30 protein-coding genes are annotated in these 24978 nt (G+C 61.5%); 15 read left to right on the top strand and 15 right to left on the bottom strand.

The window, feature by feature from the left end:
• Positions 1-5 precede the first annotated feature (5 nt).
• Together H7H48_RS12260 and H7H48_RS12255 are read right to left on the bottom strand one after the other, a co-directional pair.
• Positions 6-1214, bottom strand: a complete 1209-nt coding sequence (locus H7H48_RS12260; RefSeq protein WP_229449365.1) for a cation:proton antiporter — start codon at positions 1212-1214, stop codon at positions 6-8.
• Entirely contained in the window at positions 1214-2029 is an 816-nt protein-coding gene (locus H7H48_RS12255; RefSeq protein ID WP_229449364.1) for a YiiX/YebB-like N1pC/P60 family cysteine hydrolase, read from the bottom strand. Before H7H48_RS12255 ends, H7H48_RS12260 begins: the two co-directional genes overlap by 1 nt.
• Before the next feature lie 137 nt (positions 2030-2166).
• Between H7H48_RS12255 and H7H48_RS12250 the strand changes: the two genes are divergently transcribed.
• From H7H48_RS12250 to mbfA, 5 genes are all read left to right on the top strand, one after another.
• Entirely contained in the window at positions 2167-2868 is a 702-nt protein-coding gene (locus H7H48_RS12250; RefSeq protein WP_229449363.1) for a CerR family C-terminal domain-containing protein, read from the top strand.
• Positions 2865-3818 carry an HlyD family secretion protein gene (locus H7H48_RS12245; RefSeq protein ID WP_229449362.1) on the top strand — a complete coding sequence of 318 codons (954 nt, stop codon included), beginning with the start codon at positions 2865-2867 and terminating at the stop codon, positions 3816-3818. Before H7H48_RS12250 ends, H7H48_RS12245 begins: the two co-directional genes overlap by 4 nt.
• Positions 3815-4732: an ABC transporter ATP-binding protein gene (locus H7H48_RS12240; RefSeq protein ID WP_229449361.1), complete on the top strand. Its 918-nt coding sequence runs from the start codon at positions 3815-3817 to the stop codon at positions 4730-4732. Before H7H48_RS12245 ends, H7H48_RS12240 begins: the two co-directional genes overlap by 4 nt.
• Positions 4729-5862, top strand: coding sequence for an ABC transporter permease (locus H7H48_RS12235; protein WP_229449360.1), 1134 nt, complete (start codon positions 4729-4731; stop codon positions 5860-5862). The genes H7H48_RS12240 and H7H48_RS12235 overlap by 4 nt, the downstream gene beginning before the upstream one ends.
• Positions 5863-5956: 94 nt before the next feature.
• The gene (gene mbfA, locus H7H48_RS12230; protein WP_229449359.1) at positions 5957-6940 is read left to right on the top strand and encodes an iron exporter MbfA; all 984 of its coding nucleotides are present in this window, start codon (positions 5957-5959) and stop codon (positions 6938-6940) included.
• Positions 6941-6946: 6 nt separating this feature from the next.
• Here mbfA and H7H48_RS12225 read toward each other — a convergent pair whose 3' ends face one another.
• From H7H48_RS12225 to H7H48_RS12215, 3 genes are read right to left on the bottom strand one after another with little or no spacing between them, the layout of a single operon-like run.
• Positions 6947-7294 carry an antibiotic biosynthesis monooxygenase gene (locus H7H48_RS12225; protein WP_229449358.1) on the bottom strand — a complete coding sequence of 116 codons (348 nt, stop codon included), beginning with the start codon at positions 7292-7294 and terminating at the stop codon, positions 6947-6949.
• On the bottom strand, positions 7291-7662 hold the full coding sequence (locus H7H48_RS12220; protein ID WP_229449357.1) for an NIPSNAP family protein: 372 nt from the start codon (positions 7660-7662) through the stop codon (positions 7291-7293). The genes H7H48_RS12225 and H7H48_RS12220 overlap by 4 nt, the downstream gene beginning before the upstream one ends.
• A gap of 24 nt (positions 7663-7686) precedes the next feature.
• Entirely contained in the window at positions 7687-7902 is a 216-nt protein-coding gene (locus H7H48_RS12215) for a DUF1127 domain-containing protein (protein ID WP_229449356.1), read from the bottom strand.
• Between the two features lie 71 nt (positions 7903-7973).
• Between H7H48_RS12215 and H7H48_RS12210 the strand changes: the two genes are divergently transcribed.
• From H7H48_RS12210 to H7H48_RS20100, 3 genes are all read left to right on the top strand, one after another.
• The gene (locus H7H48_RS12210; protein ID WP_229449355.1) at positions 7974-8675 is read left to right on the top strand and encodes a helix-turn-helix transcriptional regulator; all 702 of its coding nucleotides are present in this window, start codon (positions 7974-7976) and stop codon (positions 8673-8675) included.
• 99 nt (positions 8676-8774) lie between these two features.
• Positions 8775-9821 carry a M42 family metallopeptidase gene (locus H7H48_RS12205; protein ID WP_229449354.1) on the top strand — a complete coding sequence of 349 codons (1047 nt, stop codon included), beginning with the start codon at positions 8775-8777 and terminating at the stop codon, positions 9819-9821.
• Between the two features lie 315 nt (positions 9822-10136).
• Positions 10137-10271, top strand: a complete 135-nt coding sequence (locus tag H7H48_RS20100; protein ID WP_255663714.1) for a hypothetical protein — start codon at positions 10137-10139, stop codon at positions 10269-10271.
• Between the two features lie 9 nt (positions 10272-10280).
• On the opposite strand, the gene H7H48_RS12200 is transcribed toward H7H48_RS20100, so the two are convergent.
• The 4 genes from H7H48_RS12200 to dut form a co-directional block, all read right to left on the bottom strand.
• Positions 10281-10640 carry a DUF1850 domain-containing protein gene (locus H7H48_RS12200; RefSeq protein ID WP_229449353.1) on the bottom strand — a complete coding sequence of 120 codons (360 nt, stop codon included), beginning with the start codon at positions 10638-10640 and terminating at the stop codon, positions 10281-10283.
• A complete protein-coding gene (locus H7H48_RS12195; protein ID WP_370633370.1) occupies positions 10637-12754 on the bottom strand; it encodes a TRAP transporter permease in 2118 nt (705 codons plus the stop codon). Before H7H48_RS12195 ends, H7H48_RS12200 begins: the two co-directional genes overlap by 4 nt.
• 161 nt (positions 12755-12915) lie before the next feature.
• Positions 12916-13872, bottom strand: coding sequence for a TAXI family TRAP transporter solute-binding subunit (locus tag H7H48_RS12190; protein WP_229449352.1), 957 nt, complete (start codon positions 13870-13872; stop codon positions 12916-12918).
• A 237-nt stretch (positions 13873-14109) separates the two neighbouring features.
• A complete protein-coding gene (gene dut / locus H7H48_RS12185) occupies positions 14110-14595 on the bottom strand; it encodes a dUTP diphosphatase (protein WP_229449351.1) in 486 nt (161 codons plus the stop codon).
• Positions 14596-14795: 200 nt separating this feature from the next.
• Between dut and H7H48_RS12180 the strand changes: the two genes are divergently transcribed.
• From H7H48_RS12180 to H7H48_RS12150, 7 genes are all read left to right on the top strand, one after another.
• On the top strand, positions 14796-16385 hold the full coding sequence (locus tag H7H48_RS12180; protein ID WP_229449350.1) for a peptide chain release factor 3: 1590 nt from the start codon (positions 14796-14798) through the stop codon (positions 16383-16385).
• A 188-nt stretch (positions 16386-16573) separates the two neighbouring features.
• Entirely contained in the window at positions 16574-17233 is a 660-nt protein-coding gene (locus H7H48_RS12175) for a peroxiredoxin (protein ID WP_229449349.1), read from the top strand.
• Positions 17234-17383: 150 nt separating this feature from the next.
• Positions 17384-17734 carry an MliC family protein gene (locus H7H48_RS12170; protein ID WP_229449348.1) on the top strand — a complete coding sequence of 117 codons (351 nt, stop codon included), beginning with the start codon at positions 17384-17386 and terminating at the stop codon, positions 17732-17734.
• Positions 17735-17800: 66 nt separating this feature from the next.
• On the top strand, positions 17801-18154 hold the full coding sequence (locus H7H48_RS12165) for a helix-turn-helix transcriptional regulator (RefSeq protein ID WP_223005753.1): 354 nt from the start codon (positions 17801-17803) through the stop codon (positions 18152-18154).
• Positions 18155-18193: 39 nt separating this feature from the next.
• Positions 18194-18745: an SRPBCC family protein gene (locus H7H48_RS12160; protein ID WP_229449347.1), complete on the top strand. Its 552-nt coding sequence runs from the start codon at positions 18194-18196 to the stop codon at positions 18743-18745.
• A gap of 34 nt (positions 18746-18779) precedes the next feature.
• The gene (locus H7H48_RS12155) at positions 18780-19190 is read left to right on the top strand and encodes a VOC family protein (RefSeq protein ID WP_229449346.1); all 411 of its coding nucleotides are present in this window, start codon (positions 18780-18782) and stop codon (positions 19188-19190) included.
• A 9-nt stretch (positions 19191-19199) separates the two neighbouring features.
• A complete protein-coding gene (locus H7H48_RS12150; protein ID WP_229449345.1) occupies positions 19200-19592 on the top strand; it encodes a VOC family protein in 393 nt (130 codons plus the stop codon).
• A 46-nt stretch (positions 19593-19638) separates the two neighbouring features.
• Here H7H48_RS12150 and H7H48_RS12145 read toward each other — a convergent pair whose 3' ends face one another.
• The 6 genes from H7H48_RS12145 to ubiB form a co-directional block, all read right to left on the bottom strand.
• A complete protein-coding gene (locus H7H48_RS12145) occupies positions 19639-20556 on the bottom strand; it encodes a pirin family protein (RefSeq protein ID WP_229449344.1) in 918 nt (305 codons plus the stop codon).
• Between the two features lie 81 nt (positions 20557-20637).
• Complete coding sequence (locus H7H48_RS12140; RefSeq protein ID WP_229449343.1) at positions 20638-21213, bottom strand: GNAT family N-acetyltransferase; 576 nt, start codon at positions 21211-21213, stop codon at positions 20638-20640.
• On the bottom strand, positions 21210-22454 hold the full coding sequence (coaBC, locus tag H7H48_RS12135; protein ID WP_229449342.1) for a bifunctional phosphopantothenoylcysteine decarboxylase/phosphopantothenate--cysteine ligase CoaBC: 1245 nt from the start codon (positions 22452-22454) through the stop codon (positions 21210-21212). Before coaBC ends, H7H48_RS12140 begins: the two co-directional genes overlap by 4 nt.
• 14 nt (positions 22455-22468) lie before the next feature.
• Positions 22469-22894, bottom strand: a complete 426-nt coding sequence (locus H7H48_RS12130; RefSeq protein ID WP_229449341.1) for a type II toxin-antitoxin system VapC family toxin — start codon at positions 22892-22894, stop codon at positions 22469-22471.
• Complete coding sequence (locus tag H7H48_RS12125; RefSeq protein WP_229449340.1) at positions 22878-23132, bottom strand: plasmid stabilization protein; 255 nt, start codon at positions 23130-23132, stop codon at positions 22878-22880. Before H7H48_RS12125 ends, H7H48_RS12130 begins: the two co-directional genes overlap by 17 nt.
• A gap of 268 nt (positions 23133-23400) precedes the next feature.
• Positions 23401-24978 (bottom strand): 2-polyprenylphenol 6-hydroxylase, encoded by a 1578-nt coding sequence (gene ubiB, locus H7H48_RS12120; RefSeq protein ID WP_229449339.1) that lies wholly within the window; start codon positions 24976-24978, stop codon positions 23401-23403.

The raw sequence follows: 24978 nt of genomic DNA, 5'->3' as shown, positions 1-24978 counted from the left end.
CGGCGTCAGGACCGCATGGGGAAGAATGTTTTCTGGGCAAAGGGAGCCGTCGCTCCGTGAAGGATCACCGACAAAAGGATCGTGAAAACGGCAATATTGGTGATTTCCTGCGCCACATCGAAGCCGGACTGGTCCACCACAAGGATCAGATAAAGGACCGAGGCAAGGCCGCGCGGGCCGAACCAGCCAACGAATAGCCTGGCTCTCATGCTGGTTCGCGTACCCATCATGGCGATGAAAACGGGGGCAATACGGATAACGGTAAGGCTAAGGACCGCGTAAAGCAACGCGGACAAAGCGGGTGCTTCCAGAGCTTGCGGAAGCATCGCGACCCCGAAAAGGAGAAAGGTGAGATTGGTGAGGATCGATCCCTCGGTCATGGCAAAATTGCTCGCCTTCTCCACCGTTTCGGCAGGCAGCCGCCAGCCAAAGGCCAGCCCCGCTGCAAAGGCGGCAAGAAATCCGTTTCCGCTGGCCAGCTCCGCTCCGAGATAGGAGAGGCCTGCCAGCCCGACCATGATGGGTGTACGCCCGGCGGGGTTTGAGAGCGCATGCGCAAACGCAAATCTGGCCCCTGCGGCTCCAACGTAGCCGACGACGAGTCCGACCAGCGGTCCGAAAATCACCTGTTTTAAGAAGAACGTGGCGTGACCGGCCATGCCTTCGCCGGAGCCGGTATCGGCTGCAAGTGCCAGGGTGATCAAGAGGAGAGGCAGGCAGAGGCCGTCGTTCAGACCACTTTCGACATCCAATGCTTCACGCTCGACCTCGGGCAGACCGTCATTCCCAAAGACCGGCTGTGCCAGCGCCGCGTCGGTGGGGGTCAGAACAATGGCGAGTACCAGTGCCCCGAAAATGCCGAGCGCCGGAAAAATAACCATTCCCGCGGCAGTCCCGACGAGGATGGTGAGCGGAATTCCGATGAAGAGAAGGCGTGCGGAGAGGAGGGCCGTGGCGCGTTCTGCCATCACGCTTGAAATGCGGATGTTGGCGGCGTCTCGGAAAAGGATGATCGCAAGTGTTGCCGTTGCGAGAAACTCTACAACTGAATTGTCTAGCGGGGAGGCGAGCGTGGCATCGGCCATGTAGAAGCCGTATCCCAGCGCGGTAAAGAGCATCGGCCCTGAAAGAACAGAAGCCTCAAGCTTGCGCGAGATGAGCGAATAAGCGGTGAACGCAACAAAAAGCAGAGATAGCGCTACATGCATGTCCATCAATGCGTCCCTCTGTCTTCCGTAGCAGCGCCAGTGCTCTGCGGCTCACCCCATTTCAGTGTCTTGTAGTCGAAGCCGAAGGCGAGTGTAGGTTTGACGATCGCGAAATAGGGAGAAAGGTCAAAATCACGCGGCGTGAAAAGGCTATGATGACGGATGTGGAGAATCTCCTGCCGCGAATAGGAGGACTCGGCTGAAGCATGTCCCTTGGCTTTGGTAATTTCGGGCAGGATCGGATAGCCAACGTTTTGAAACGCCTGGGCAATGAGGGATGAACAGATCGCGCGCGTCGGATCGCCCGAACCGATGGCGATCATACGCCGGCGCCAGCGTACGGGAACGGGCGGTGTCGGCAGGAAATAGCGCATCAGATCGAATATGTTGCGCATATCGTAACGCAAGCCGAGCTTCTCGATCATGAACGCCACGATCGAATCCCGGTCATCGGGTGTGAGGCCGTTCGCCCGGCAGATGCGCGTGTTGTAGGTCTTGTACTTGGAAAGCGGCACGGCAATGCAGCCATCGCCCAGGATGACTTCCACGAGACGCGGGCGTTCCGAGCCGTCTTCGGGCTCGGGCAGAGCATCGCCGACATAAAGTGCCGCGTGGCTCCAGGTGGACTGGGTCAGATATTTGATCGCCGCCGAAATGCGCTGATTGCCTTCGATCAGCAGAATATCGCCGGGCTGCAGGGTGCGATGCAGGGTTTCGGGGTCGGACGGCGTGTAGGGTTGATACCCAGAGGATTCGCTTTGCAGCCGCCTTGCCAGAAAGCGGCCGAACCGGTCGAGCAGGGTGCTTGGTTGTTCGCTCATTGGCTCTCGTCCGCGATTCTTCAATCCATGGCAGGTGGAACTTAGAGGTTTTATCGCGTCGGGCAAACGGCCTGATGTGGCTCTAGGCAAACAGAGACTGGCTTGACTTAATTCAAACGTTTGATTAAATCGAGAACATGATGCATGACAATGGCAATACACAGAATGCCGAAACGCGGCTTTCATCGGCGGATCACACGCGGCTTTCGCTCATCCGGGCGGGGCTGAAGCTCTTCGGCGAGAAAGGGTTCGACGGCACGACAACGCGCGAGATCGCGCGCGCGGCCGGTGCGAACATTGGGTCGATCTCCTATCATTTCGGCGGCAAGGAAGGCCTGCGCGCGGCTTGTGCCGATTACATCGTAGAATTGATCGGCAGGGTTGCCGGCAGTGCCCTCGACCTCAAGCCGGATCACGGCGCAACCCTGACGCCATCCGAGGCTCGCGCTGTCTTGATGCAGGTTCTCGACACGATGACCGGCTTCATCGCAGCGCGGCCCGAAGCCGGGCTCATCGTCAAATTCGTGCTGCGGGAGCTCTCCCACCCCACGGTCGCACTCGACCGCATCTATGAAGGTATCTTCGCCCCGGTTCACAAGCGCCTCTGCGCGGTCTGGGAGGCGGCGACCGGGGAACCGGCGGAGAGCGACGAGACGCGGCTGACCGTGTTCACGCTGATCGGCCAGCTCGTTTATTTCCGCATCGCCAGCGAAGCGGTGCAGCGGCGCATGGGCTGGAGCGAAATCGGTGCACGCGAAGCAGCAGCCATCACGGCCATAGCCGGGGGCAACCTCGACGCCATACTCGCCGCGCGGACGCGTGGAAAGGAAACATCATGAGCATGCTCTGCGCCATACCGGTTCTCGCCGGGCTGATTTCCGGTTGCGGGTCGGCTGAGCCACTCGCAGTCGGCTATGTCGAAGGCGACTATGTGCTGCTCGCGCCCACGGAAGTGGGGCAACTGAGTGCCGTTCCGGTGCGGCGCGGTGCGATCGTGGAGGCTGGCGCAACGATTGCTGTGATGGATGACACGGACGCGCGCATCGCCGTGCGGCAGGCCGAAGCGGGACTGGCGGAAGCGGAAGCCCAGCTTGCCGACCTCAAGGAGCCGAAGCGGCCAGAAGAGATCGCCGTGCTGGAGGCCGCGTTGGCTTCCGCGAAGGCGGAGGCGGCGGAAGCGGGCCGCGTGCTCTCGCGGACGGAAGGCCTCTCTCGCCGGGGCATCGCCACGCAAGCCGAGCTCGACAAGGCGCGCACGGCAAAGGAGCTTGCGGACACGCGGGTCGGCCAGGCCGAGGCCAATCTGGCGGTTGCGAGGCTGCCGGCACGGGCCGAGGCGATTCGGGCCGCAGCCAGGCGCCGCGACCAGATGGAAGCCGCGCTGGAACAGGCGCGCTGGCGCCTTTCCGAACGCGCTATCACGGCCCCATCCGCCGGTCGCATCGACGATGTGATCCGTAATGCGGGCGATGTGGCGGGACCCTCGGCACCGGTCGTCTCGCTGCTCCCGGACGGAGGGGTGAAGCTCAAGGTCTATGTACCGGAGGCGGCGTTTTCCAGCCTCGCACCCGATGCGCTTCTGGCCGTGAACTGCGATGGCTGCGAGGCGGGTTTGACAGCGCGGATCACCTATATTTCTCCCGATCCGGAGTTTACGCCGCCGGTGATCTATTCGCTCGAGACGCGCCAGAAGCTTGTCTATCTGGTGGAGGCGCGGCCGGAGGGCGACGCGCGCAGCCTGCAGCCGGGGCAGATCGTGGATGTGCGCCTGAAAGCCGACGCGCCATGAACACCATCGATGTCCACGGTCTGGTAAAGCGCTTCGGCGACAAGACGGTCGTCAACAATGTGACGATGCAGGTGGCCAGGGGGGAGATCGTCGGCTTTCTCGGCCCGAACGGTTCCGGCAAGACGACAACGATCCGCATCATGTGCGGGCTTTTGACGCCGGATGAGGGCGATGGCACGGTTCTGGGCTTCAACCTGCGAACCGAGGGGCTGAAGATCAAGCGCGAAGTCGGCTACATGACGCAGCGCTTCTCCTTCTATGAAGACCTGACCATTGCAGAGAACCTGGCTTTCGTCGCAAGGCTCTACGATCTGAAGCCGGTGGGCGCGCATGTGGACCGCACACTTGAGGATCTTGGCCTCACTTCGCGCCGCAACCAGTTGGCCGGAACGCTTTCGGGCGGCTGGAAGCAGCGGCTGGCGCTGGCGGCCTGCATCATGCATCAGCCCAGGCTTCTCCTGCTGGATGAGCCGACGGCGGGTGTCGATCCCAAGGCGCGGCGCGATTTCTGGGACGAGATCCACCGCCTTGCCGCGGACGGACTGACGGTTCTGGTTTCCACCCACTACATGGATGAGGCCGAGCGCTGCCACCGCATCTCCTACATTTCCTACGGCACCATGCTGGCCACGGGATCCGTGGCCGATGTGGTGCGCGACGCCGGGCTCGTCACCTATCTCGTTGACGGGCCAAAGCTGGAGAAGCTGGCAGCCGAATTGCGGGAGCGGCCCGGCGTGGAGCAGGTGGCACCCTTCGGCGCAAGCCTTCATGTGGTGGGATCGGATGAAGAAGCGCTCAAGGCGGCGCTGCAGGATCTCGACGGGCGGGAGGGCGTGAGCGTATCACGCGGCGAAACGAGCCTCGAGGATGTCTTCATCCAGTTCATGGCCAATTCCACGGACAACATGCAATGAACGGCTTCTTTTCATTTAGTCGGCTCATCGCCCTGCTGATCAAGGAGTTCATCCAGATGCGGCGCGACCGCATCACCTTCGGCATGATGCTCGGCGTTCCGCTCATGCAACTCGTGCTGTTCGGCTACGCGATCAACAGCGACCCGAAGGCTCTGCCGGCGGCGCTCGTTTCGCTGAGCCAGGATCACTACAGCCGGGCGATGGTCTCGGCGCTCGAAAACACCGATTATTACCGCTTCGATCATGTGGTGGAGAGCGCGGCGGAGGCCGAGCAACTCATGGCGAGCGGCGCGGTGGTTTTCGTCGTCACCATACCTTCGGATTTCGCGCGCCGTGTCGACCGGGGGCAGCGGCCGCAGATCCTGATCGAGGCGGATGCGACCGATCCGTCGGTGGCGTCCGGGGCGATTTCCACGCTCGGAACGGTGGCCTCGGAAGCGCTTTTGCGCGAGCGCGGCGTGCCGGCTTCGGAGGCAACTCCGGTCGACCGGCTGGAGGTGATCGTCCACCGCCGCTACAACCCCGAAGGCATCTCGCAATACAACATCGTGCCGGGGCTGTTGGGTGTTATCCTGCAGATGACCATGGTGATGATGACATCCATCGCGCTCACCCGTGAACGCGAGCGTGGGACGATGGAAAACCTGCTCGCCATGCCGGCCAGCCCGCTGGAGATCATGCTTGGAAAAGTGCTGCCCTATCTGGTGGTGGGTGCGGTTCAGGTGGCGGTGATCCTGGGGGCCGCGAAGCTGTTGTTCGGCGTTCCCTTTATCGGTAGTCTGTGGCTTCTCCTGACTGCGGTGCTGATCTTCGTTCTGGCGCTCGTTCTGCTCGGCTACACGATCTCCACCGTCGCGCGCACGCAGATGCAGGCCATGCAGCTCACCTTCTTCTTTTTCCTGCCGTCGATCCTGCTCTCCGGCTTTATGTTCCCGTTTCGCGGCATGCCCGACTGGGCGCAATGGCTGGGCGAGACCTTCCCGCTCACCCATTTCCTGCGCGTCATCCGCGCCATCATGCTGAAGGGGGCGGACCTGCCGGCAGTGGCCTTCGAGACGGGTATTCTCGTTCTCTTTATCCTGATTTATGCCGGGTTTGCGCTGCTGCGGTTTCGCCGGACGCTGGATTGAGAAGCGTGTGGTTTTTAGAATGGTTCTAATCCATTGACGAAGAGCGTGCTGGCTTCTATCTTAGAATTATTCTAAACAATGGATTGCCCCATACATGTTCTCACGCTTCTTCGGATCATCCCGCCGCGCATTCTCCTCGCTCAACGAGCAGGAGATTCTCGCACTCGCGATTTCATCGGAGGAGGATGACGCGCGCATCTATCGCGCCTATGCCGATGGCCTACGCGACGAATACCCGCATTCGGCGGCCGTGTTCGACGACATGGCGGAGGAAGAGGACGGACACCGTGCGGCGCTGATCGAGGCGCACAGGGAGCGCTTCGGCGAGCGCATTCCCCTGATCCGCCGCGAGCATGTGCGCGGCTATTACGACCGCAAGCCCGACTGGCTGGTGCGCCCGCTGGGGCTCGACAAGGTGCGTGCGCAGGCCGAGCAGATGGAGGAGCAGGCGCATCGCTTCTACGTGGAAGCGGCCAAGCGGACGGAGGACGCCGGCATCCGCAAACTGCTTGGCGATCTGGCCATCGCCGAAAAGACACATGAATCTCTGGCACACCGGCTTTCAGAAAAACATCTGGGCGAGGGCGCGCGCGCCGAGGAAGAGCAGACCGAGCGCAAGCAATTCATTCTCACCTATGTGCAGCCTGGCCTCGCCGGCCTTATGGACGGCTCGGTCTCGACGCTTGCGCCCATCTTCGCTGCCGCATTTGCTACGGGCGACACTTGGCAGACCTTCCTTGTCGGCCTCGCCGCGTCCATCGGCGCCGGCATCTCCATGGGTTTCACGGAAGTGGCCTCCGACGATGGTGTGATCTCGGGGCGCGGCTCGCCGATCAAGCGCGGCCTTGCCACGGGCATCATGACGACTGTCGGCGGCCTCGGCCACGCGCTCCCCTATCTGATCCCACATTTCTGGACGGCGACCATCATCGCTTTCATCATCGTATTCATCGAGCTGTGGGCGATCGCCTGGATCCAGAACCGCTACATGGAGACCCCGTGGAGCCGCGCCACCTTCCAGGTGGTGCTTGGCGGCGCTCTTGTGTTTGCCACGGGCATGCTGATCGGCAATGCCTGACGCTGTTCAACCATCATGCAGTGCGCGGCTGTCCTCCGGGGCTTCCGCGCGCTCGGTCAAGCCATAATCGCGCAGGACATGGGCGATGCGCAGACGATAGAAGGCAAATATTCCGCCGCGACCCGCGTGCTGGGCCTGCCTGTGTTCCTCCGTGTTGCGCCAGGCCCTGACCGCTTCCTCGTCGCGCCAGAACGACAGTGAGAGAATCCGGCTTTCGTCGTTGAGGCTCTGGAAGCGTTCGATGGAAATGAATCCGTCGATCCCGTCGAGCCGCGGGCGCAGGTCGGCGGCGATGCCGAGATAGGCATCGCGCCTGCCCTCTGCAGGTTGAACTTCAAAGATGACAGCGATCATGGCCGCACCCGTTCGGCATGAGGCGCAGAAGCGCGTTTCAGGAACATGCGATCCTCCTTGAGAATAAAGCGCTCACGCTTTGCAAACGCGTAATTTGCGCGACCCTCGGGGCTCGCCGCAAGCCGTGTCCGATAAGCCTCGTAGGCTGCGAGACTGTCGACATCATAGACGCCATAGGCGGTCGTCGCCGACCCCTCATATGGCGCGAAATAGCCGATGAGGTCGACACCGGCGCGTGGGATCGCCTGCCCCCAGTTGCGGGAATACTCTTCAAAGGCATCCCGTTTGAACGGGTCGATCTCGTAGCGGATGAAGCATGTGATGGTCACGGGTATGATCCCTTTCTGCTGGCATGCTTCGATGAGCATGGAAGCGTTTTCCTGTTTTCTGTGTCAGACGTCCCAGAGGGGCTTTGCGCATTCGCGTTCCACGTCACGGCGGGTGAGGCCGACATCGCGGAGTTGCTCGTCGGTGAGATCGGCGAGGTCGCGCCGCTGGCGGTATCGCTCCGAAGCAAGCGCGAGCCGGTAGAACCACGACAGGATCCACGTTCGGCGGTTTCTGGCCTGTTCCACGGGGGGAATGATCGATCTCTCATATGCCCGCATCGCTTCTCTCCCTGTTCGATGGTCCGAGAATAGCGCTTGTCGAACATGCATACTTTGGCTAGCATCGAACTATGAAAGCAGGAACGGACCTCGCCCAGATCGCAAGCCTCGTCGGCGACCCGGCGCGCGCCAATATGCTGGCGGCCTTGATGGGAGGCACGGCGCTCACGGCCAGTGAACTGGCGATGGAAGCGGGCGTCACTTTGCCCACAGCCAGTGCGCATCTTGCCAGGCTGTCAGATGGCGGGTTGCTGCGCATGACGCGGCAGGGCCGCCACCGCTATTACGCACTGGCGGATCATCAGGTGGCCGCCATGCTAGAATCCATCATGGGCGTGGCGGCGGCGCTGGGGCCGCAAAAGGTGTTGCCCGGCCCGCGCGATACGGCCATGCGCGAAGCCAGAATCTGCTACGACCATCTGGCGGGCGAGGCAGGCGTCGCCATGTTCGATGCCTTTGCCGAACGCGGTTTCATCGCCATCGATGGAGACGACGTGAACCTCACGGACAAAGGTGCCGGATTCTTCAGCGATTTCGGTCTCGACATTGAGGCGATGCGCGGGAAGCGCCGTCCGGTATGCCGCTCCTGCCTTGACTGGAGCGTGCGGCGCTCGCATCTGGCGGGCAGCCTGGGCGCTGGCGTGCTCGACCGGTTCATCGCGCTGAAATGGGCACGACGGGAAAAGAACAGCCGCGTCATCCGCTTTACGCCGCCCGGGCGCGCCGCCTTCGAGAGGATGCTGCGGGCAGACGAAGGCCGGACCGGCGCGTGAGCCAGTCTGAAGCGGCGGCGTGGCCATTTCTTTCCGCGCTGCTTTGCGCCATGCTCGCGCTTCACCGATGATTCCAACAAAGCTCTGCCGGGGACAATGATGAACACCGAACTGCTGCGCAGGCTCTGCGAAACGCCGGGTGCGCCGGGCCACGAAACGCGCGTCCGCGCCCTCATCGAAAAAGAGATCGATGGACTGTTCGACGAAGTGCGGACCGACCCGATGGGGTCGCTCCTGTGCGTGCGCAAGCCGCGGAGGAAGGTCAAGGGCGACCCGCTCAAAATCATGCTTCTGTGCCACATGGATGAGATTGCCTTTCTCGTCACCCATGTGACAGAGAAGGGTTTCCTCCATCTCGATCCGGTGGGCGGCTTCGACCCGCGGAACCTGTTCTCCCGCCGCGTGCTCGTCTGCACCGAGAGCGGCGATTACAAGGGGGTGATGAACCCCGCCGGCAAGCCCATTCACATTCAAAGCGCGGAAGAGCGCAAGAAGGTGCCCGAGCCCGGGGAATTCATCGTCGATATGGGGCTTGGAGAGAAAGCGCGCGATCTGGTGCAGGTTGGCGACTTCGTGGTCATGGACGAACCGTTCCTGGAAATGGGAGAAAAATTCGTCTCCAAGGCGCTCGACAATCGCGTCGCCTGCTGGCTCGGCATCGAGGCGATCCGCGCGCTGGAAGAAGCGGGCGAAAAGCATGCGTGCGAGATCCATGTTGCGTTCACCGCTCAGGAAGAGGTGGGGCTGCGCGGCGCGCGCACGGCCGCCTATGCGGTCAAGCCCGACATCGGTCTTGGCATCGACACCACGCTCTCCTGCGACACGCCGGGCATCGGTGAGCACGAGGCGGTGACGAAGCAGGGAGAAGGCTTCGGTCTTCATGTGAAGGACTCTTCCTTCATCGCCGATCAGGCGCTGGTGCGCGAGGTCGAGCAGCTCGCCAAAAAGAAGGCGATCCCCTACCAGCGCACCATCCTGGCGCGTGGCGGGCAGGATGGCGCGGCAGCCCAGCAGGCGGCCGCCGGCGCGCGCGCCGTGGGCATCGTGGTGGGCACCCGCTACATCCACACCGTGACCGAAATGATCGACCGCAACGACCTTCAGGCCGCGCTCGACATCATCGTCGCCTATCTCGGCGAAAACTAATGCATGTCGCTTTCAAATGAATTCATTTGAAAGACAACGAACATGCATCATTTGAAAGTGTTACAGCGTCCTTTGCACGTCTTATAAAACGCGCGGCGCTGTAAAGCTGAAGCACCGCCGCGCTGCATAAAACTGTGGCGCGGCAGCCACACTGCGCGCTCTTCCGCAACAAGACCCGATTTGCGCCATCAAAGCGGCGCAAATTCTGGCGAAATCCGACCGGCATTCACGGAGCGTTCACTTCGTGCGTGTACTTTTTGCCCGATACTTCACACAGGCGGTTTTGGAGGAGCCGCCACCGGTTGGACATGACCCATGGCTCTGATTATTCGCCTCGTTGCCGTTCTTCGCGATTTCTTCGCCCCGCGCTATCGCCCCGAGCGTCACTATATGCGTGGCCCCGGTCCTGCCTGCCAGAAACGTGGCGGCGGTACTCCCACGGCTGCCTGAGGGCAGCGATCACTCACAATATCTGACGATTACCGGCTTTCCGGCTGACGCGCCCAGTTCGTAGCATTCATCTGCTGCGCACAATTGCCAGCCGGAGCCTGTTGCGCCCGAAGCCGCAAGGGCAAGTTCGCTCTGCGGTGGAAGGGAAGGGCGATAGCGCCACCAGCCATCTTCAAAGTGCGCGTCAGGCGGCGGCTCCATGCCCGCGCCCGATCCCTGAACCCTCGCCTCGACAAGTTCGAGCCCGGCGGGACCTGCCCGCCAGTCTTCCTCCCAGCGGATTTTCTCGACCGAATGCGTCCATGACAGGGTGAAAAGCGCTGCCCCGAGGGTCAGCGCTTTTCCGCCTGCCAGAACGCATATGCTCATGCGTCGGCCTTTGTTTCTTCCGAGGCGTGCGCTGTGCGCGTGCGATACCAGTGTTGGCCGAGGAACAGGGCGGCAAGCGCGAAGCCGAGTTCATCGGTAATGGGAAGCGCCGCAATCAGCGTAAAGGCTGCTGAGGCTGCAAGAATGCGCTCCCAGATTGCCAGTTTCGCGCGCAGGAACCCGATCACCGCCGCGCCCCAGAGCGCAATGGCCAGCAGCGCCTTGAAGACGATATAGACGACTGCCGGATAATAGCCCCAGGCCTCCGCCAGCGGCCCGCCATCCTGCAGCATCAGCGCCGGCGTGTAGACCGCCATGAAGGGAATGACGAAACCGGCGGCAGCCACCTTGATCGCTTCCATGGAAATCTTGAGGCCGTTCTCCTTGGCGATGGGACCGGCTGCGAAGCAGGCGAGTGCCACGGGTGGCGTCAGGTCTGCCAGAATGCCGAAATAAAAGACGAACATGTGGCTGACGATCAGCGGGACGCCAAGCGCCAGAAGCGCCGGGCCGGCGATCGAGGATGTGATGATGTAGTTCGGAATGGTTGGGATGCCCATGCCGAGCACGATGCAGGTGATCATGGTCAGCACGAGCGAAAGGAACAGGCTCGTCTCGCCAACAGACACAATGAACTGACCAAACGTGTTGGCAACGCCTGTCAACGTCATCGTGCCGATAATGATGCCGACCACGGCGCAGGCCACGCCGACGGGAAGCGCGGTCTTGGCACCCTCGGCAAGTGAATCCCGGCAGACCACCAGCGTCCTGCGGCCGCCATCGACGAAGAGGTTGGCGATGATGAGTGCAAGAGCGGCAATAAGGATGGCCGTGATCCCATAGCGAAAGAAGCTCGCGGCAACGAGACCGAGACCAACCCAGAAGATCACCCGCAGCACCTGTCCGGGAAGGCCGAGTGCGACCGAGCCGCCGAGGATAAGAAGCACTGTCAGCGAAAGGCCGATCGTGCCGGCGAAGAGCGGCGTGTATCCCGTGAACAGCAGATAGACCAGAACCGCGAGCGGCAGGATGAGATACCAGCCCTTGCGCAGCGCGCTGCGTGCGGAGGGAAGCTCCGAGCGGGGCAGGCCATGCAGACCGTATTTGCCGGCTTCCAGATGCACCATCCAGAAGGCCGAGGCGAAGTAGAGCACGGCGGGGATAATCGCGGCCTTGACCACTTCGTAATACTCCACGCCCAGCGTCTCGGCCATGATGAACGCCACCGCGCCCATCACGGGCGGCATGATCTGCCCGCCCATCGAGGCGGTGGATTCCACGCCGCCGGCGAAGGCCGCGCGATAGCCGAAGCGTTTCATCAGCGGAATGGTGAACTGGCCGGTGGTCACCACATTGGCGACGCCGGAACCCGAGATCGTGCCCATCAGGCCCGACGAAATGACCGACACCTTGGCCGCACCGCCGCGCGCATGGCCAACAAGGCCGAGCGACACATCGGTGAAGAGCTTGATCATGCCGGCGCGTTCGAGGAAGGAGCCGAACAGGATGAACAGGAAGATGTAGGTGGCCGAAACGTAAATCGGGATGCCGTAAATGCCTTCCGTGCCATAGGCCATGTGGTCGATGACCTGGCTGAAATCATAGCCGCGATGGTTGAGAGGCGCGGGCAGATATTGGCCGAACAGGCAATAGGCGAGAAACGCGCCGGAGATGATCGGCAGGGCTGGGCCCATCAGCACATAGGCGGCGGCAAAGACGGTGACGAGCGCGACGACGCCGAACACGATATCGAGCGGCAATGGGTCGCCGGCGCGCAGGAGCAGTGGCTTGTATTCAATGTATTGATAGAGCGCGACGGCCACGCCGGCGAGCGCGAGCGCCCAGGCCAGCGCCTTGATGGCCGGAGCGCTGTCGCGCGCCTGGGCCACCAGCGGAAAGACGAGCAGGGTCAGAAAGCCCACATGGAAAGCGCGCACCACCTGGCTCGGCAGGCTTATCACATGCGCGGCGGTGGCAATCTGGTACAGCGAGAAAACCACCGCGATCCAGAACAATAGCCGGCCGATGCCGTCGGTTCCGAACTCTCCGTGTGTATGGTCATGCATCTCAGCTTCAGCCGGAATCGCCGGCTGACCGGATTGGGTATTGCTCATCGGGCGCTCCGCTTCCCATGCTACGCGTCGGGGCCTTGCCGATTGTCCACTCCCGCGCATTGCAGGCGAGAGGGCTCGACATCTCGGGCCTTCCTGTCACGCCCCCACAAAGGAGAGTGACAGGAAGGCCCCGTCGATGGACGGGGCCTCAGCGTATTGGATTAGAGCAGGCCTTTTTCTTTGTAATAGCGCTCGGCGCCGGGGTGCAGCGGCAGCGGCAGGCCCTTGGGGCCATTCTCTGCAGAAATGGCCTTGGCAGCAGCGTGTGCGGCCACCATGTCGTCGAGGTTCTCGAAGAGCTGCTTGGTCATCTCGTAGGCAACCTCGTCGGAGACATCCGAATGGGTGACGAGAATGTTGGTGATGGCCAGCGTCGGCACATCCTCGCTCTGCCCCTCATAGGTTCCGGCGGGAATGGTTGCGGCGATGAACGGCGCACCGAGCGTTTCCGCCACGCTGTTGGGCACCGACACGATGGTCACCGGAAGCGAAAGCGCGAGGTCCTTGATGGAGGCAACGCCAAGACCGGCCGACTGGAGGGTCGCATCGAGCTGGCGGTTCTTGATCAGCTCGACGGATTCGCCGAATGGCAGATACTCGGTCTTGCCGAGATCGTCATAGCTCATGTCCATGGCGCCGAAGATGCGCTGGGCGTTGAGCTCGGTGCCGGATTTCGGCGCGCCGACGGAAAGACCCTTGCCCTTCAGGTCGGCAAATTCCTTGATGCCGGATTCCTGCGAAGCGACGATCTGGATGTAGTTGGGATAGATCGCGGCAATGGCGCGTAGCTTGTCGAGCTTCTGGTCGAAGCCGGCTTCGGCATCACCTTCCCAGGCCGACTTGACGGAATCACCAAGTGCGAATGCGATCTCGCCACGGCCCTGTTGCAGCAGGTTGAGGTTCTCGACCGATGCCTTGGTCGACTGCACCTGCGTGCGCACACCGTCGATGTTTTCGCCATAGATCTTGGAAAGCTGTGAGCCGAGCGGGTAATAGACGCCCGAAGTGCCGCCGGTCAGCACGTTGATGAAGTCCTGCGCCATGGCGCTGGCAGGCGCGAGGCCGAGCGACAACGCCACGACACCGGCTGCGAGATACTTCTTGCTTGCATGTAACATTACGTCTCCTCCGCAATATAGCTGCTCCGCAGGCAACACCGCCTGCGCTGACTCTGACTGTAGACAACCGCGCCCTTTTGCCAACCGGAAAGCGACAGGCAAGGGGATGATTGACCTCGCAAAGCCGATAATCGGACAGGATTTTGCGTGCAACCCCCTGGATGCCGGCAATCAACCGGCGTCCCTTAGACCAAAGTATAGGGCGCGGTGTGGTTACGCGTGGAGAGCAACCGAGTTTCAGGCGATCCCGGTCGAACCAAACCCGCCGGCGCCGCGCAGGGTCTCGCCGGCATGGCTGCGCTCTTCCAGCCGGACCTGAACCACCGGAGCAATGACAAGCTGTGCGATCCTGAGGCCGCGCGTGATGGCGAAGTCGTCTTCGCCATGGTTGATGAGCAGAACCTGAACCTCGCCGCGATAGTCGGCGTCGATCGTGCCGGGTGCGTTGAGGCAGGTGATGCCATGCTTGAGCGCAAGGCCGGAGCGCGGACGAACCTGCCCTTCAAACCCTTCGGGCAGCTCGAGGATGAAGCCGGTCGGAACCAGCACCCGCTTGCCCGGCAGAAGCACGATACGGCGGTCTTCCGACACGGCCGCGCGCAGGTCCATACCGGCAGCGGCGGCACTCTCATAGGCGGGCAGCGGCAATCCCTCGCCATGGGGCAAACGGACAATGCCGACATTGGGGCCGATGACGGGCATGGAGGAAAAGGTGTTCGACATGGCTTGATCCTGTGCGCTGCAATCCGGGGGCGATGATCACGACCCTTTCCGTCTGGCGCGTTTTGCCGATGAATTCAACCGTGGCGTGACGGCCAGACGGGTCTCTGCACCATTATGTGAGCAAGGAAGCGGCCACTTTCTGTTCGACACGCGCCCTGCCGCTTGTTACAAGCGCCCGGCCTCAGGAAAACCATATCAAGATGACCGATAAAATCGCCGATGCGGTGGCCCGCCGCCGCACCTTTGCAATCATTTCGCACCCGGATGCGGGTAAGACCACGCTGACCGAGAAACTGCTTCTTTTCGGTGGCGCCATTCAGCTTGCCGGTGAGGTCAAGGCGAAGAAGAACCGCGTCCAGACGCGTTCGGACTGGATGAACATCGAGCGCGAGCGCGGCATCTCCGTCGTCACATCGGTGATGACGTTCGAATATGGCGACCACGTTTTCAACCTGCTCGACACGCCGGGCCACGAAGACTTCGCCGACGACACCTATCGCACGCTGACAGCGGTCGACAGCGCGATCATGGTGATCGACGCGGCCAAGGGCATCGAGCCGCGCACGCTGAAGCTGTTCGAGGTGTGCCGCCTGCGCGACATCCCGATCGTCACCTTCGTCAACAAGCTCGACAGGGAAAGCCGTGACCCGTTCGAGATCCTGGACGAGATCGAGCAGAAGCTGGCGCTGGACACCGCACCCATCACCTGGCCCATCGGCCGGGGCAAGAGCTTCGTCGGTACCTACAATCTCGCCAACAACACGATGCGCCGCTCGGATGACGACGTGGAGCCCATCGCCGTCAACGGGCCGGAATCCGATGCGGTTGCCGGGCTCTTGCCCGAGCACGAGCGCGAGATGCTGGTCGAGGAAATGCTGCTCGGCAAGGAGGCCTGCCGCCCGTTCGACATGCAGGCTTTCCGCGAGGGGCATCTGACGCCGGTCTATTTCGGCTCGGCGCTGCGCAATTTCGGCGTGCGCGACCTGATCGAAGCGCTGGGCACTTTCGGTCCCGCGCCGCGCGCTCAGGATGCGGATTCGCGCAGGGTGGAAGCGACGGAGGAAAAGATGACCTCCTTCGTTTTCAAGATCCAGGCGAATATGGACCCCAATCACCGCGACCGCATTGCTTTCGTGCGCGTGTGCTCCGGCAAGTTGCAGCGCGGGATGAAGGCAAAGCTGGTGCGCACCGGAAAGCCGATCAGCCTGTCGGCACCGCAGTTCTTCTTCGCCAAGAGCCGCATCACCGCCGACGAGGCCTTCGCCGGCGATGTGGTGGGCATTCCGAACCACGGCACACTGCGCATCGGCGACACGCTGACCGAGGGCGAGGAACTGCTGTTCCGGGGCGTGCCCAATTTTGCGCCTGAAATCCTGCGCCGCGTGCGTCTGGGCGATGCCATGAAGGCCAAGAAGCTGAAGGAAGCCTTGCAGCAAATGGCCGAGGAAGGCGTGGTTCAGCTCTTCACGCCGGAAGACGGATCGCCCGCCATAGTCGGAGTGGTGGGAGCACTGCAGCTTGATGTGCTCAAGGAGCGGCTGAAGGTTGAATATTCACTTCCGGTGGATTTCGAGATGGCGCGTTTCAGTGTGTGCCGCTGGATTTCGTCCGACGAACCCGGTGAAGTGGACCGCTTCATCGCCAGCCATCGCGGCGACATCGCACGTGATCTCGACGATGATCCGGTTTTCCTGGCACCGCACGAGTTTGGCCTGAACTACGAGGCCGACCGCTGGAAGGCCGTGCGTTTCGCCACGGTGAAGGACTACCAGACGCGCAAGGCTGCCTGAGCGAACGGATTCGCCGATCACTTGCCGGCCGGGATGGATTTTTCTCCATGCGTAGGTTTTACGGAATTTAATTCCAAGCGAATGGCTCAAATAGCGCCTAGATGAGGTTCATCTAGGCGTGCGCGGGTTGCTATCCTGCAGCGTCAGGAACACCAATCGCGTTTCATCTCACCCAGGAGGAGAGAACGATGAGCCTTCGCATCAACGACACTGCGCCGGATTTCAGCGCCGAGACAACTCACGGGACCATCAATTTTCACGACTGGATTGGCGACGGGTGGGCCGTGCTCTTCAGTCATCCGAAGGATTTCACGCCGGTCTGCACGACCGAGCTCGGAACGATGGCTGGGCTCGAGGACGAGTTCAAGAAGCGCAACACGAAGATTATCGGCATTTCGGTGGATCCCGTCGAGGACCACGTCCGCTGGAAGGACGACATCAAGAAGGCCACGGGTCATGCCGTCGATTATCCGATGATCGGCGACAAGGATCTGAAAGTCGCCAAGCTTTACGACATGCTGCCGTCTGATGCAGGCGAAAGCTCCGATGGTCGCACCGCAGCCGACAACGCCACGGTGCGCTCGGTTTATGTCGTGGGTCCGGACAAGAAGATTAAGCTTGTGCTGACCTACCCCATGACGACGGGCCGGAATTTTGCGGAAATCCTCCGCGCAATTGATTCCATTCAGCTCACAGCCAAGCATCAGGTGGCGACGCCCGCCAATTGGCAGCAGGGCGAGGATGTTATCATCACACCCGCCGTTTCCAACGAGGATGCGGTCAAGCGCTTCGGGTCGTTCGAGACGATCCTGCCCTATCTGCGCAAGACCAAGCAGCCTGCGGGCTGATCCATTCGCAGGACAGGTATCAGGAATATCGGCCCCGGAAGCCCGCTGCTTCCGGGGCTCTTCATATGCGCGCCAGGCCCGGCCTTGTCTTCAAATCGACACGCTGTCACGGTCTCATGATTCTGTATGAAACCGTTTCAGGAGCCCGCCATGCGCCACCCCGCTCTGTCACTGATCGCCCTCCTCGCAATCGGTTCCCCGACCCATGCGGCAACGCTTGAAATCGATCTGCCCGATGCGGAAAGCGTGGAGACCGTCGCGGTAACCTATGCGTGCCCGGACGGCGATATCGACGCGACTTATTATAATGCTGAAGACAATTCGCTTGCGGTGGTCACGATCGACGGCAGCCCGGTGGTGATGAGCAGCGTTCTTGCCGCCTCGGGTGTCAAATATGCCGGCGGTCCCTATGTCTGGTGGACCAAAGGTGACGATGCCGATCTCTACGATCTGATGAAGGGTGAGGACGCGGAGCCGGTGTCCTGCACCGCAAAGAACTGACCTGACCGGCGTTAAAAAGTAAACCATTAGGTTGACTAACTGCTTTGCGGCTGATAGCTAAACCATATGGTTGAATATCAGTCACCCCATCTCGATGCCGTTTTCCACGCCCTGTCGGACCCGACCAGGCGGGCCATGCTGCACCGTCTTTCCGGCGGTGAGCAAAGTGTCTCGCAACTGGCGCAGCCCTTCGACATGTCGCTGGCCGGCGCCTCCAAACATGTGAAGGTTCTTGAAGGGGCGGGCCTCGTCAGCCGGCGCGTGGACGGCCGCACCCACTATTGCCGGCTGGAGGCAGCGCGGCTTGCCGAAGCACAGGCGTGGTTCCGCTACTACGAACGCTTCTGGTCCAACCGGCTCGACGCGCTGCAGGCGATCCTGGAAGCGGAGGATCGGGAGAGTTCCGCCGGGAGAGACTGACGTCCCGCCCGCTCAGCCACCTCAACCTTTGAGAGGAAGATGATGAGACAGATCGAGGAAAGTGATTATGGCGTCGCTACGGCACCCAATGAGGTTCGCTTCGAACGATCTCTCCCGGGCCCTGTCGAACGCGTTTGGGCCTATCTGACCGAGGCGGACAAGCGCCGGCAATGGCTGGCGGGCGGAGAGATGGAGCCGCGTGCAGGCGGTTCCGCAAAACTCCTGTTCCGCCATTCCGAATTCACCGACGAGGACCCGCCTGAGGTCTATAGGGAAATGAACGAGAAGGGATTTCTCTCCGAGGGGCGGATCATTGCCTGGGATCCACCGCGGCATCTGGCCATGACCTGGCCGGGAGACGGTGCCGATAGCCAGGTGGAGTTCGAGCTCTTTCCCGAGGGTGACAGGGTTCTCCTTGTCGTGACCCACAAACGCCTCGCTGACCGGGACGAGATGATCAATGTCTCTGGTGGCTGGCACGCGCATCTCGCAGTTCTGGAAGCGGTGCTTTCGGGCGAGAAGACGCCGCCATTCTGGTCGCAGATCAAGGCGCTGGAAGCCGCATACACCGCACGCTTTAACGAACGGTGAGACCCCTTTCGCTATTGGCACCAAGGAGCATGTCATGAACGTTTCCGCTACGCCGCCCAAGGCTGGCGCCCAGCCCGATACCGCACCGAAGCTCGCCGGCGGGCGCAACATCGCCATGAAGGTGCCGCCGCATCAGTATGACGAGACGGTACGCTTCTACCGGGACGTACTCGGCATGGAGCAGATCGAGGAGCTTCTGCCCGCTGTCGGCTTCCGCTTCGGAGCCAACCAGCTCTGGATCGACAAGACGCCGGGCATGAGCCAGTCGGAACTCTGGCTCGAAATCGTGACCGATGACACGAAGGCTGCCGCCGCGCGGCTCGAAGCGGCGGGCATCGTGCGCTGCGACGAGATCGAACCGCTGGGCGAGAGTTTCGACGGGTTCTGGATATCGAGCCCCGCGCAGATCATCCATCTTGTCGACCATAAATCCGGCGCCTGGTGAGGAGGAGACATGCTCAGGATCGCACTGACGAGCATCCTTGTGGATGATCAGGACAAGGCTGAGGCATTTTACACGGATGTGCTTGGTTTCCGGAAGAAGCAGGACTTTCCGGCCGGCGGTGCCCGCTGGCTGACGGTGGTGACACCGGGAACAGAGAACGGCACCGAGTTGCTGCTGGAACCCATGGGATACGACTTCGCGCGCACCTACCAGAAGGCGCTTTATGATGCCGGCATACCCTGCACGACTTTTGCCAGCGACGATGTGCAGGCAGAGTATGAGCGACTGAAAGCGCGCGGCGTGGTGTTTCGTGGAGAGCCGACCCGGATGGAGGGGATGCCGACCATAGCGGTGTTCGAGGATACGTGCGGCAACCTCGTTCAGATGTTCGAGGCATCTTGAGAAGAAAGGGCGGACACAAGGCGTCCGCCCTCCATTCAGTCTGACGTCAGAACTTCGCGCCTTCGCGGATGAACGTGCCGGCATTCAGTTCGTTGAACGCCTGCACCAGTTCCTGGCGCGTGTTCATGACGATGGGACCATGCCAGGCGACGGGCTCCTGGATGGGCTTGCCCGAAACGAGCAGAAAGCGGATGCCTCGTTCGCCGGCCTGCACCACCACTTCGTCGCCCGTGTCGAAAACCACGAGCGTGCGATCACCGCTCATGTCGCGCAGATGCACTTCCTCGCCTGCCACCTCTTTCTCGACCAACACCCCGAATGGTTTCGAGGCATCGCGGAACGTGCCGGAACCTTCGAAGATGTAGGCGAAAGCGCTGCGATAGGTGTCGACCGGCAGGACCTTGCGACGCCCCGGCGGCACCCAGACATCGAGATATTGCGGATCGGCGGCAATACCATCGACAGGACCGCGCTTGCCCCAGAACTCACCGACCACGACACGCACACGCGTCCCGTCATCGTCGATCACTTCGGGAATGTCGCCGGCTTTCACGTCCTGATAGCGTGGCGTCGTCATCTTCTCGCTTGAGGGCAGGTTGGCCCAGAGTTGGAAGCCGTGCATACGGCCAAGCCTGTCACCATGCGGCATTTCCTGATGGAGGATACCGCTGCCGGCCGTCATCCATTGCACGTCGCCAGCGCCAAGCGAGCCGGCATTGCCGAGACTGTCGGCGTGATCGACACTGCCCGCCAGCACATAGGTGATGGTTTCGATGCCGCGATGCGGATGCCAGGGGAAGCCGGCCTGATAGTCTTCCGGCCGATCATTGCGGAAATCATCGAGTAGCAGGAACGGATCGGCCAGCTTCGGATCGCCGAAGCCGAACGCTCGGTCAAGTCGAACACCTGCGCCTTCCATCGTGGGCTGGGCCTGCGAAATCTGCTTTACGGGACGAATGGACATGATCGTCTCTCCATCTGTTGCTTGGAGCAAAGATAGTCCGTGCCTGCGGTTATGACATCCGCAACAGCGAAGACGCGCTGTTTACATATTGGAGACAATCGGCGGCGTTGACGCTGCGGGTGATCCAATGCTCTCGTCACGCCAGAACACGATTGTCGGGCGGTCCTTGTACTCGGTGCGCGCCTTTTCAACAAAGCCGAGGCGCCCCGCAAGTTTAAGAGAGGGGGCATTTTCCTCATCAATGATGCAGGTGATCGCTTTGCCATCATGCGCCTGCGAGCACCAGAAGAACACCGCGTCCATGGCTTCCTTGGCATAGCCCCTGCCGTGGGCTTCCGGCAGAAAAACCCACCCCGCCTCCAGCGTGCCTTCAACAGAAGGGGCAATAGTGCGCCGCGCTTCCTGAACGCCGGCATCGCCCAGAAAAGAACCCGTCGCCTTCTCCGTCACAGCAAAATAGCCGAAATCCATCAGGTCCCACATGCCCCGATGCATGGCGAGACGGCGCCAGGCATCTTCGCCGGTGAGCGGCTTGCCCGACGTAAAGCGCGTGGCTTCAGGCAGCGACCAAAGTCGGGCGAAGGCCTCGAAATCGGCGATGGAGTGCGCACGCAGCACGAGGCGCTCTGTTTCGAGAACCGGGGTTTGCAGGGTCATTCTTTTGGTCCGAGCCGATCCGCGATCAGTTGTGCCAGACGCTCTGCAACGTCGTCCTTGCCCATCTCCGGCCATTCGTCGTGTCCGTCCTGGCTGACGATCACCACGCTGTTGCGGTCGCCACCCATCACGCCACCGGGGCCGACGCCGCTGTCATGCGAGACGTCGTTGGCGACGATGATGTCGGCACCTTTCTTGTTCAGCTTTGCGCGCGCATTCTTGAACAGGTCCTGCGTTTCGGCAGCGAAGCCGATGACGAGCGCAGGGCGCTTCTCATGGTGGCCGACACCGGCAAGAATGTCCGGGTTCTCCGTGAGTTCGAGCGTGGGCGCACCTTCGCCCTGCTTCTTCTTTATCTTTTCGGCGGTCTCGACAGCCGGACGCCAGTCGGCGACAGCAGCGACGAAGACACCGGCATCTGCAGGAAGTGCGGCTTCCACCGCTTCGCGCATCTGGCGTGCCGTCTCCACATGGGTGGTCGTGACACCCTGCGGGTCCGGAATGGAGACGGGGCCCGAAACGAGGTGAACTGATGCCCCGAGGCGGGCAAGTGCCGCAGCGATCGCGTGACCCTGTTTGCCCGAAGACCGGTTGGCAATATAGCGAACCGGGTCGATCACCTCATGGGTTGGTCCCGAGGTAACGATCACCTTGCGCCCCGCAAGCGGCTTTTCGCCGGTGTCGAGCAGGGCCTCTATGGCCGCGACGATCTCCATCGGCTCGGCCATGCGGCCTTCGCCTGCTTCGCCGCTTTCGGCCATCTCCCCCCGGTTGGGACCGATGAAATGCACCCCGTCTTTCCGGAGCGTTCTGGCATTGCGCTGTGTGGCCGGGTGTTCCCACATATGGGGGTTCATGGCCGGCGCCATGAGAACGGGCGTGTCGGTGGCCAGCAGCACCGTCGATGCGAGGTCGTTGGCCTGGCCGGTGGCGAGCTTTGCCATCAGGTCGGCTGTCGCGGGCGCGACGACGAGAAGATCGGCCTCGCGCGAAAGACGGATATGGCCGACATCGTGTTCGTCCTGGCGGTCGAACAGATCGGTGAAGACATGGTCCGCCGAGAGTGCGCCCACGGAAAGCGGTGTGATGAACTCCTGTGCGGCCTTTGTCATCACACAGCGCACGCTTGCCCCACGCTCGCGCAGGCGGCGGATCAGGTCGAGGCATTTATAGGCTGCGATACCACCCCCGATCAAAAGCAGGATGCGCGATTTGCGAAGGGTCTGCTGCGGGGCTGTCATGGTTGCAAGCTCTCTTAAGACGGCTTCAAGGCTGGCTCGATATCGGTATGAACGAAATCGTCGCCCTTGAAAAGAAGTGGCAGGTTAGTGCTGCGGGCGAGCGCGTAAGCGAAGCAGTCTCCGATGTTGAGCGCGGCTTTATGACCGGTCCCCATCCCGTAGATTGCATAGGCCCTGCGGGCAATGCTCAATTGCCGGTCGTCGAAGTCGACGGTTTCCGGCTCCACTGCCTTGAGGAGAGTGTTTAGCCGCGCGGTTCCATCGATCAGCGCAATGTGTCGTGCAACACAGTGAGCCTCAAACGTCGTTGTGGTGCTGATGAGGACCTGTTCAGCCTGAAGGAGGGCGTTCTGGAAGAGGGACGCATCTTCTTCGCCGTTCAGGATGGCAATCAAAGCCGATGTGTCGATGACGAATTTCGCTTCACAGTGTACGGCCATTCCAGATCTCGTCGGTGATGGCCTTCAGGTCAAACGGGCCAATGGGTCTCATCGAGACTGATTCGATCAGCTCAATGCGATGATGGATTTTGTCTTTGCGTGTATTCTTTTGAGACTGAACACTTTTTGCGAGTATGCGGCGCACCTCTTCTTCCATCGAGACGTCGTTTTCAGCCGCGCGTTTTTTCAAAGCGCGCCGGACCTTTTCGTCCACATTGCGGATGGTCAGTGTGGCCATCGTTACTCCATTACAAAAATCTCTAACCTCAACGCTGCGGCGGGAGCGCTGCACGCTACCCAGCCAGCCGCATTCACGTCTGGACATAACGCACTGACAGCATGACTGTCAGTGCTGGCGTTGCCTTATGCACACTTCTTGTGTTCAGAATAAGCGAGGTGAATCCGTATCTTAGGTAGGGTTTGCTAGCATTGCTTGCATCGCATTCATCGCGGCGATACCCGGACAAGGGGCGGTGCATCACAGAATGAACACAAGGAGAGTTGGATCAGGATATCTGCCAGGCGATGGCCGCAAGCGCGATCGCGATCACCCACAGGGCAAATCGCCCGCCGCGTGAATGGCGCGCTTCAGCCTCGCCGATTGCTTCGGCGGTTTCGGGATCGAAACGCAATCCCTTCTGGGCCATGGCGTCGATCTCGCGGGAAAGACGCTCCGTGCGTGCGGCCAGATCAGGCGCCTGGCGGATGAGGGAGAGAAGCGCCCCCACGCCTTCGCCTGCATCTCTTATGATACCGCGGGGCCCGAGATTTGCAGCAATCCAGTCGGACACAACAGGCTCGGCCGTCTTCCACATATTGAAATGCGGATCGAGCGTGCGGGCCACGCCCTCGACCACCACCATGGTCTTTTGCAGCAACAGAAGCTCGGGCCGGGTCTGCATGTCGAAAAGCTCGGTGACTTCGAAGAGCAGTGTCAGGAGCCGCGCCATGGAAATGGTCTCGGCCGACTGGCCATGGATCGGCTCACCGATGGCCCGCAGCGCCTGCGCGAAAGCGGCGACATCGTGGTGCGCGGGCACATAGCCCGCCTCGAAATGCACTTCAGCGACCCGGCGAAAATCGCGTGTAATGAAACCGTAGAGGATTTCGGCAAGAAAATGCCGCTCCTTGCGCCCGATCCGCCCGGTGATGCCGAAATCGACGGCAACGATGGTGCCGTCATCCTCGACAAACAGGTTGCCGGGATGCATGTCGGCGTGAAAGAAGCCGTCGCGCAATGTATGGCGCAGGAAGGACTGGATCAGCGTCCTGGCGAGGGCTTCGAGGTCGTGGCCGGCCTCACGCAGGGCATCGATGTTCGACATCTTCGTGCCGTTGACCCATTCGAGGGTCATCACGTCGCGGCCGGTGCGCTGCCAGTCGACAGCAGGCACGCGGAAGCCCGGATCGTCCTTCGTGTTTTCCTGTATCTCTGAAATGGCTGCAGCTTCCAGTCGCAGATCCATCTCGATTTTCGTCACCTGTGCCAGTGTCTCCGCCACCTTTACCGGCTTGAGACGCCGGGTGGACGGCATGAACCGCTCTTGCAGATGCGCGGCCAGAAAGTAGCTTTCGAGATCGTTCTGAAACCGGCGCCTTACCCCGGGTCGAATGACCTTCACTGCCACCTTTCGTGGTTCTGCCCCACCGGTATCCACAAACGCCTCGTGCACCTGAGCAATGGACGCTGCAGCGACCGGGCCATCGAACTGCACAAAGAGCTCATCGACGGGCAGGCCAAGGGAACTTTCTATGCTGGCGCGAGCCTGGGCCTCGGGAAACGTGTCCATCCGGTCTTGAAGGCTGGAGAGGTCCCGCGCCATGTCATGGCCGACAACATCCGGGCGCGTTGCCAGGAACTGGCCGAGCTTCACATAGGAGGGGCCAAGCCGGTTGACGGCTTGCGCCAGCCGTTCGGGACGGTCGCGTCGTGCTGAACGGCGCCGCGACATCACCTTTGCGACACGCCAGCCAAAACGAGGCATGCCTTCGAGCTGGTCGCCCGGCATGGCTGCGACCACGCCTTCGCGAACGAGAATCCAGCCCGCACGTGCAAGCCTCAGATATGCGCCGACCGTGCTCAT

The sequence above is a fragment of the Nitratireductor sp. B36 genome, from assembly GCF_020833685.1.
Taxonomy (GTDB): domain Bacteria; phylum Pseudomonadota; class Alphaproteobacteria; order Rhizobiales; family Rhizobiaceae; genus Nitratireductor.
This window is presented reverse-complemented; position numbering and strand designations above follow the sequence as displayed.

What these genes read in the sequence shown, in the direction of transcription:
- H7H48_RS12245 (WP_229449362.1), top strand. Translation starts at nt 2,865, where the DNA reads ATGAGCATGCTCTGCGCCATACCGGTTCTCGCCGGGCTGATTTCCGGT.
- H7H48_RS12225 (WP_229449358.1), bottom strand. Translation starts at nt 7,294, where the DNA reads ATGATCGCTGTCATCTTTGAAGTTCAACCTGCAGAGGGCAGGCGCGAT.
- H7H48_RS12170 (WP_229449348.1), top strand. Translation starts at nt 17,384, where the DNA reads ATGCGCCACCCCGCTCTGTCACTGATCGCCCTCCTCGCAATCGGTTCC.
- H7H48_RS12140 (WP_229449343.1), bottom strand. Translation starts at nt 21,213, where the DNA reads ATGACCCTGCAAACCCCGGTTCTCGAAACAGAGCGCCTCGTGCTGCGT.
- H7H48_RS12165 (WP_223005753.1), top strand. Translation starts at nt 17,801, where the DNA reads ATGGTTGAATATCAGTCACCCCATCTCGATGCCGTTTTCCACGCCCTG.
- H7H48_RS20100 (WP_255663714.1), top strand. Translation starts at nt 10,137, where the DNA reads ATGGCTCTGATTATTCGCCTCGTTGCCGTTCTTCGCGATTTCTTCGCC.
- H7H48_RS12250 (WP_229449363.1), top strand. Translation starts at nt 2,167, where the DNA reads ATGATGCATGACAATGGCAATACACAGAATGCCGAAACGCGGCTTTCA.
- H7H48_RS12195 (WP_370633370.1), bottom strand. Translation starts at nt 12,754, where the DNA reads ATGAGCAATACCCAATCCGGTCAGCCGGCGATTCCGGCTGAAGCTGAG.
- H7H48_RS12235 (WP_229449360.1), top strand. Translation starts at nt 4,729, where the DNA reads ATGAACGGCTTCTTTTCATTTAGTCGGCTCATCGCCCTGCTGATCAAG.
- H7H48_RS12220 (WP_229449357.1), bottom strand. Translation starts at nt 7,662, where the DNA reads ATGCTCATCGAAGCATGCCAGCAGAAAGGGATCATACCCGTGACCATC.
- dut (WP_229449351.1), bottom strand. Translation starts at nt 14,595, where the DNA reads ATGTCGAACACCTTTTCCTCCATGCCCGTCATCGGCCCCAATGTCGGC.
- H7H48_RS12160 (WP_229449347.1), top strand. Translation starts at nt 18,194, where the DNA reads ATGATGAGACAGATCGAGGAAAGTGATTATGGCGTCGCTACGGCACCC.
- H7H48_RS12240 (WP_229449361.1), top strand. Translation starts at nt 3,815, where the DNA reads ATGAACACCATCGATGTCCACGGTCTGGTAAAGCGCTTCGGCGACAAG.
- H7H48_RS12145 (WP_229449344.1), bottom strand. Translation starts at nt 20,556, where the DNA reads ATGTCCATTCGTCCCGTAAAGCAGATTTCGCAGGCCCAGCCCACGATG.
- H7H48_RS12150 (WP_229449345.1), top strand. Translation starts at nt 19,200, where the DNA reads ATGCTCAGGATCGCACTGACGAGCATCCTTGTGGATGATCAGGACAAG.
- coaBC (WP_229449342.1), bottom strand. Translation starts at nt 22,454, where the DNA reads ATGACAGCCCCGCAGCAGACCCTTCGCAAATCGCGCATCCTGCTTTTG.
- H7H48_RS12130 (WP_229449341.1), bottom strand. Translation starts at nt 22,894, where the DNA reads ATGGCCGTACACTGTGAAGCGAAATTCGTCATCGACACATCGGCTTTG.
- H7H48_RS12255 (WP_229449364.1), bottom strand. Translation starts at nt 2,029, where the DNA reads ATGAGCGAACAACCAAGCACCCTGCTCGACCGGTTCGGCCGCTTTCTG.
- H7H48_RS12200 (WP_229449353.1), bottom strand. Translation starts at nt 10,640, where the DNA reads ATGAGCATATGCGTTCTGGCAGGCGGAAAAGCGCTGACCCTCGGGGCA.
- mbfA (WP_229449359.1), top strand. Translation starts at nt 5,957, where the DNA reads ATGTTCTCACGCTTCTTCGGATCATCCCGCCGCGCATTCTCCTCGCTC.
- H7H48_RS12210 (WP_229449355.1), top strand. Translation starts at nt 7,974, where the DNA reads ATGAAAGCAGGAACGGACCTCGCCCAGATCGCAAGCCTCGTCGGCGAC.
- H7H48_RS12260 (WP_229449365.1), bottom strand. Translation starts at nt 1,214, where the DNA reads ATGGACATGCATGTAGCGCTATCTCTGCTTTTTGTTGCGTTCACCGCT.
- ubiB (WP_229449339.1), bottom strand. Translation starts at nt 24,978, where the DNA reads ATGAGCACGGTCGGCGCATATCTGAGGCTTGCACGTGCGGGCTGGATT.
- H7H48_RS12190 (WP_229449352.1), bottom strand. Translation starts at nt 13,872, where the DNA reads ATGTTACATGCAAGCAAGAAGTATCTCGCAGCCGGTGTCGTGGCGTTG.
- H7H48_RS12175 (WP_229449349.1), top strand. Translation starts at nt 16,574, where the DNA reads ATGAGCCTTCGCATCAACGACACTGCGCCGGATTTCAGCGCCGAGACA.
- H7H48_RS12180 (WP_229449350.1), top strand. Translation starts at nt 14,796, where the DNA reads ATGACCGATAAAATCGCCGATGCGGTGGCCCGCCGCCGCACCTTTGCA.
- H7H48_RS12215 (WP_229449356.1), bottom strand. Translation starts at nt 7,902, where the DNA reads ATGCGGGCATATGAGAGATCGATCATTCCCCCCGTGGAACAGGCCAGA.
- H7H48_RS12205 (WP_229449354.1), top strand. Translation starts at nt 8,775, where the DNA reads ATGAACACCGAACTGCTGCGCAGGCTCTGCGAAACGCCGGGTGCGCCG.
- H7H48_RS12125 (WP_229449340.1), bottom strand. Translation starts at nt 23,132, where the DNA reads ATGGCCACACTGACCATCCGCAATGTGGACGAAAAGGTCCGGCGCGCT.
- H7H48_RS12155 (WP_229449346.1), top strand. Translation starts at nt 18,780, where the DNA reads ATGAACGTTTCCGCTACGCCGCCCAAGGCTGGCGCCCAGCCCGATACC.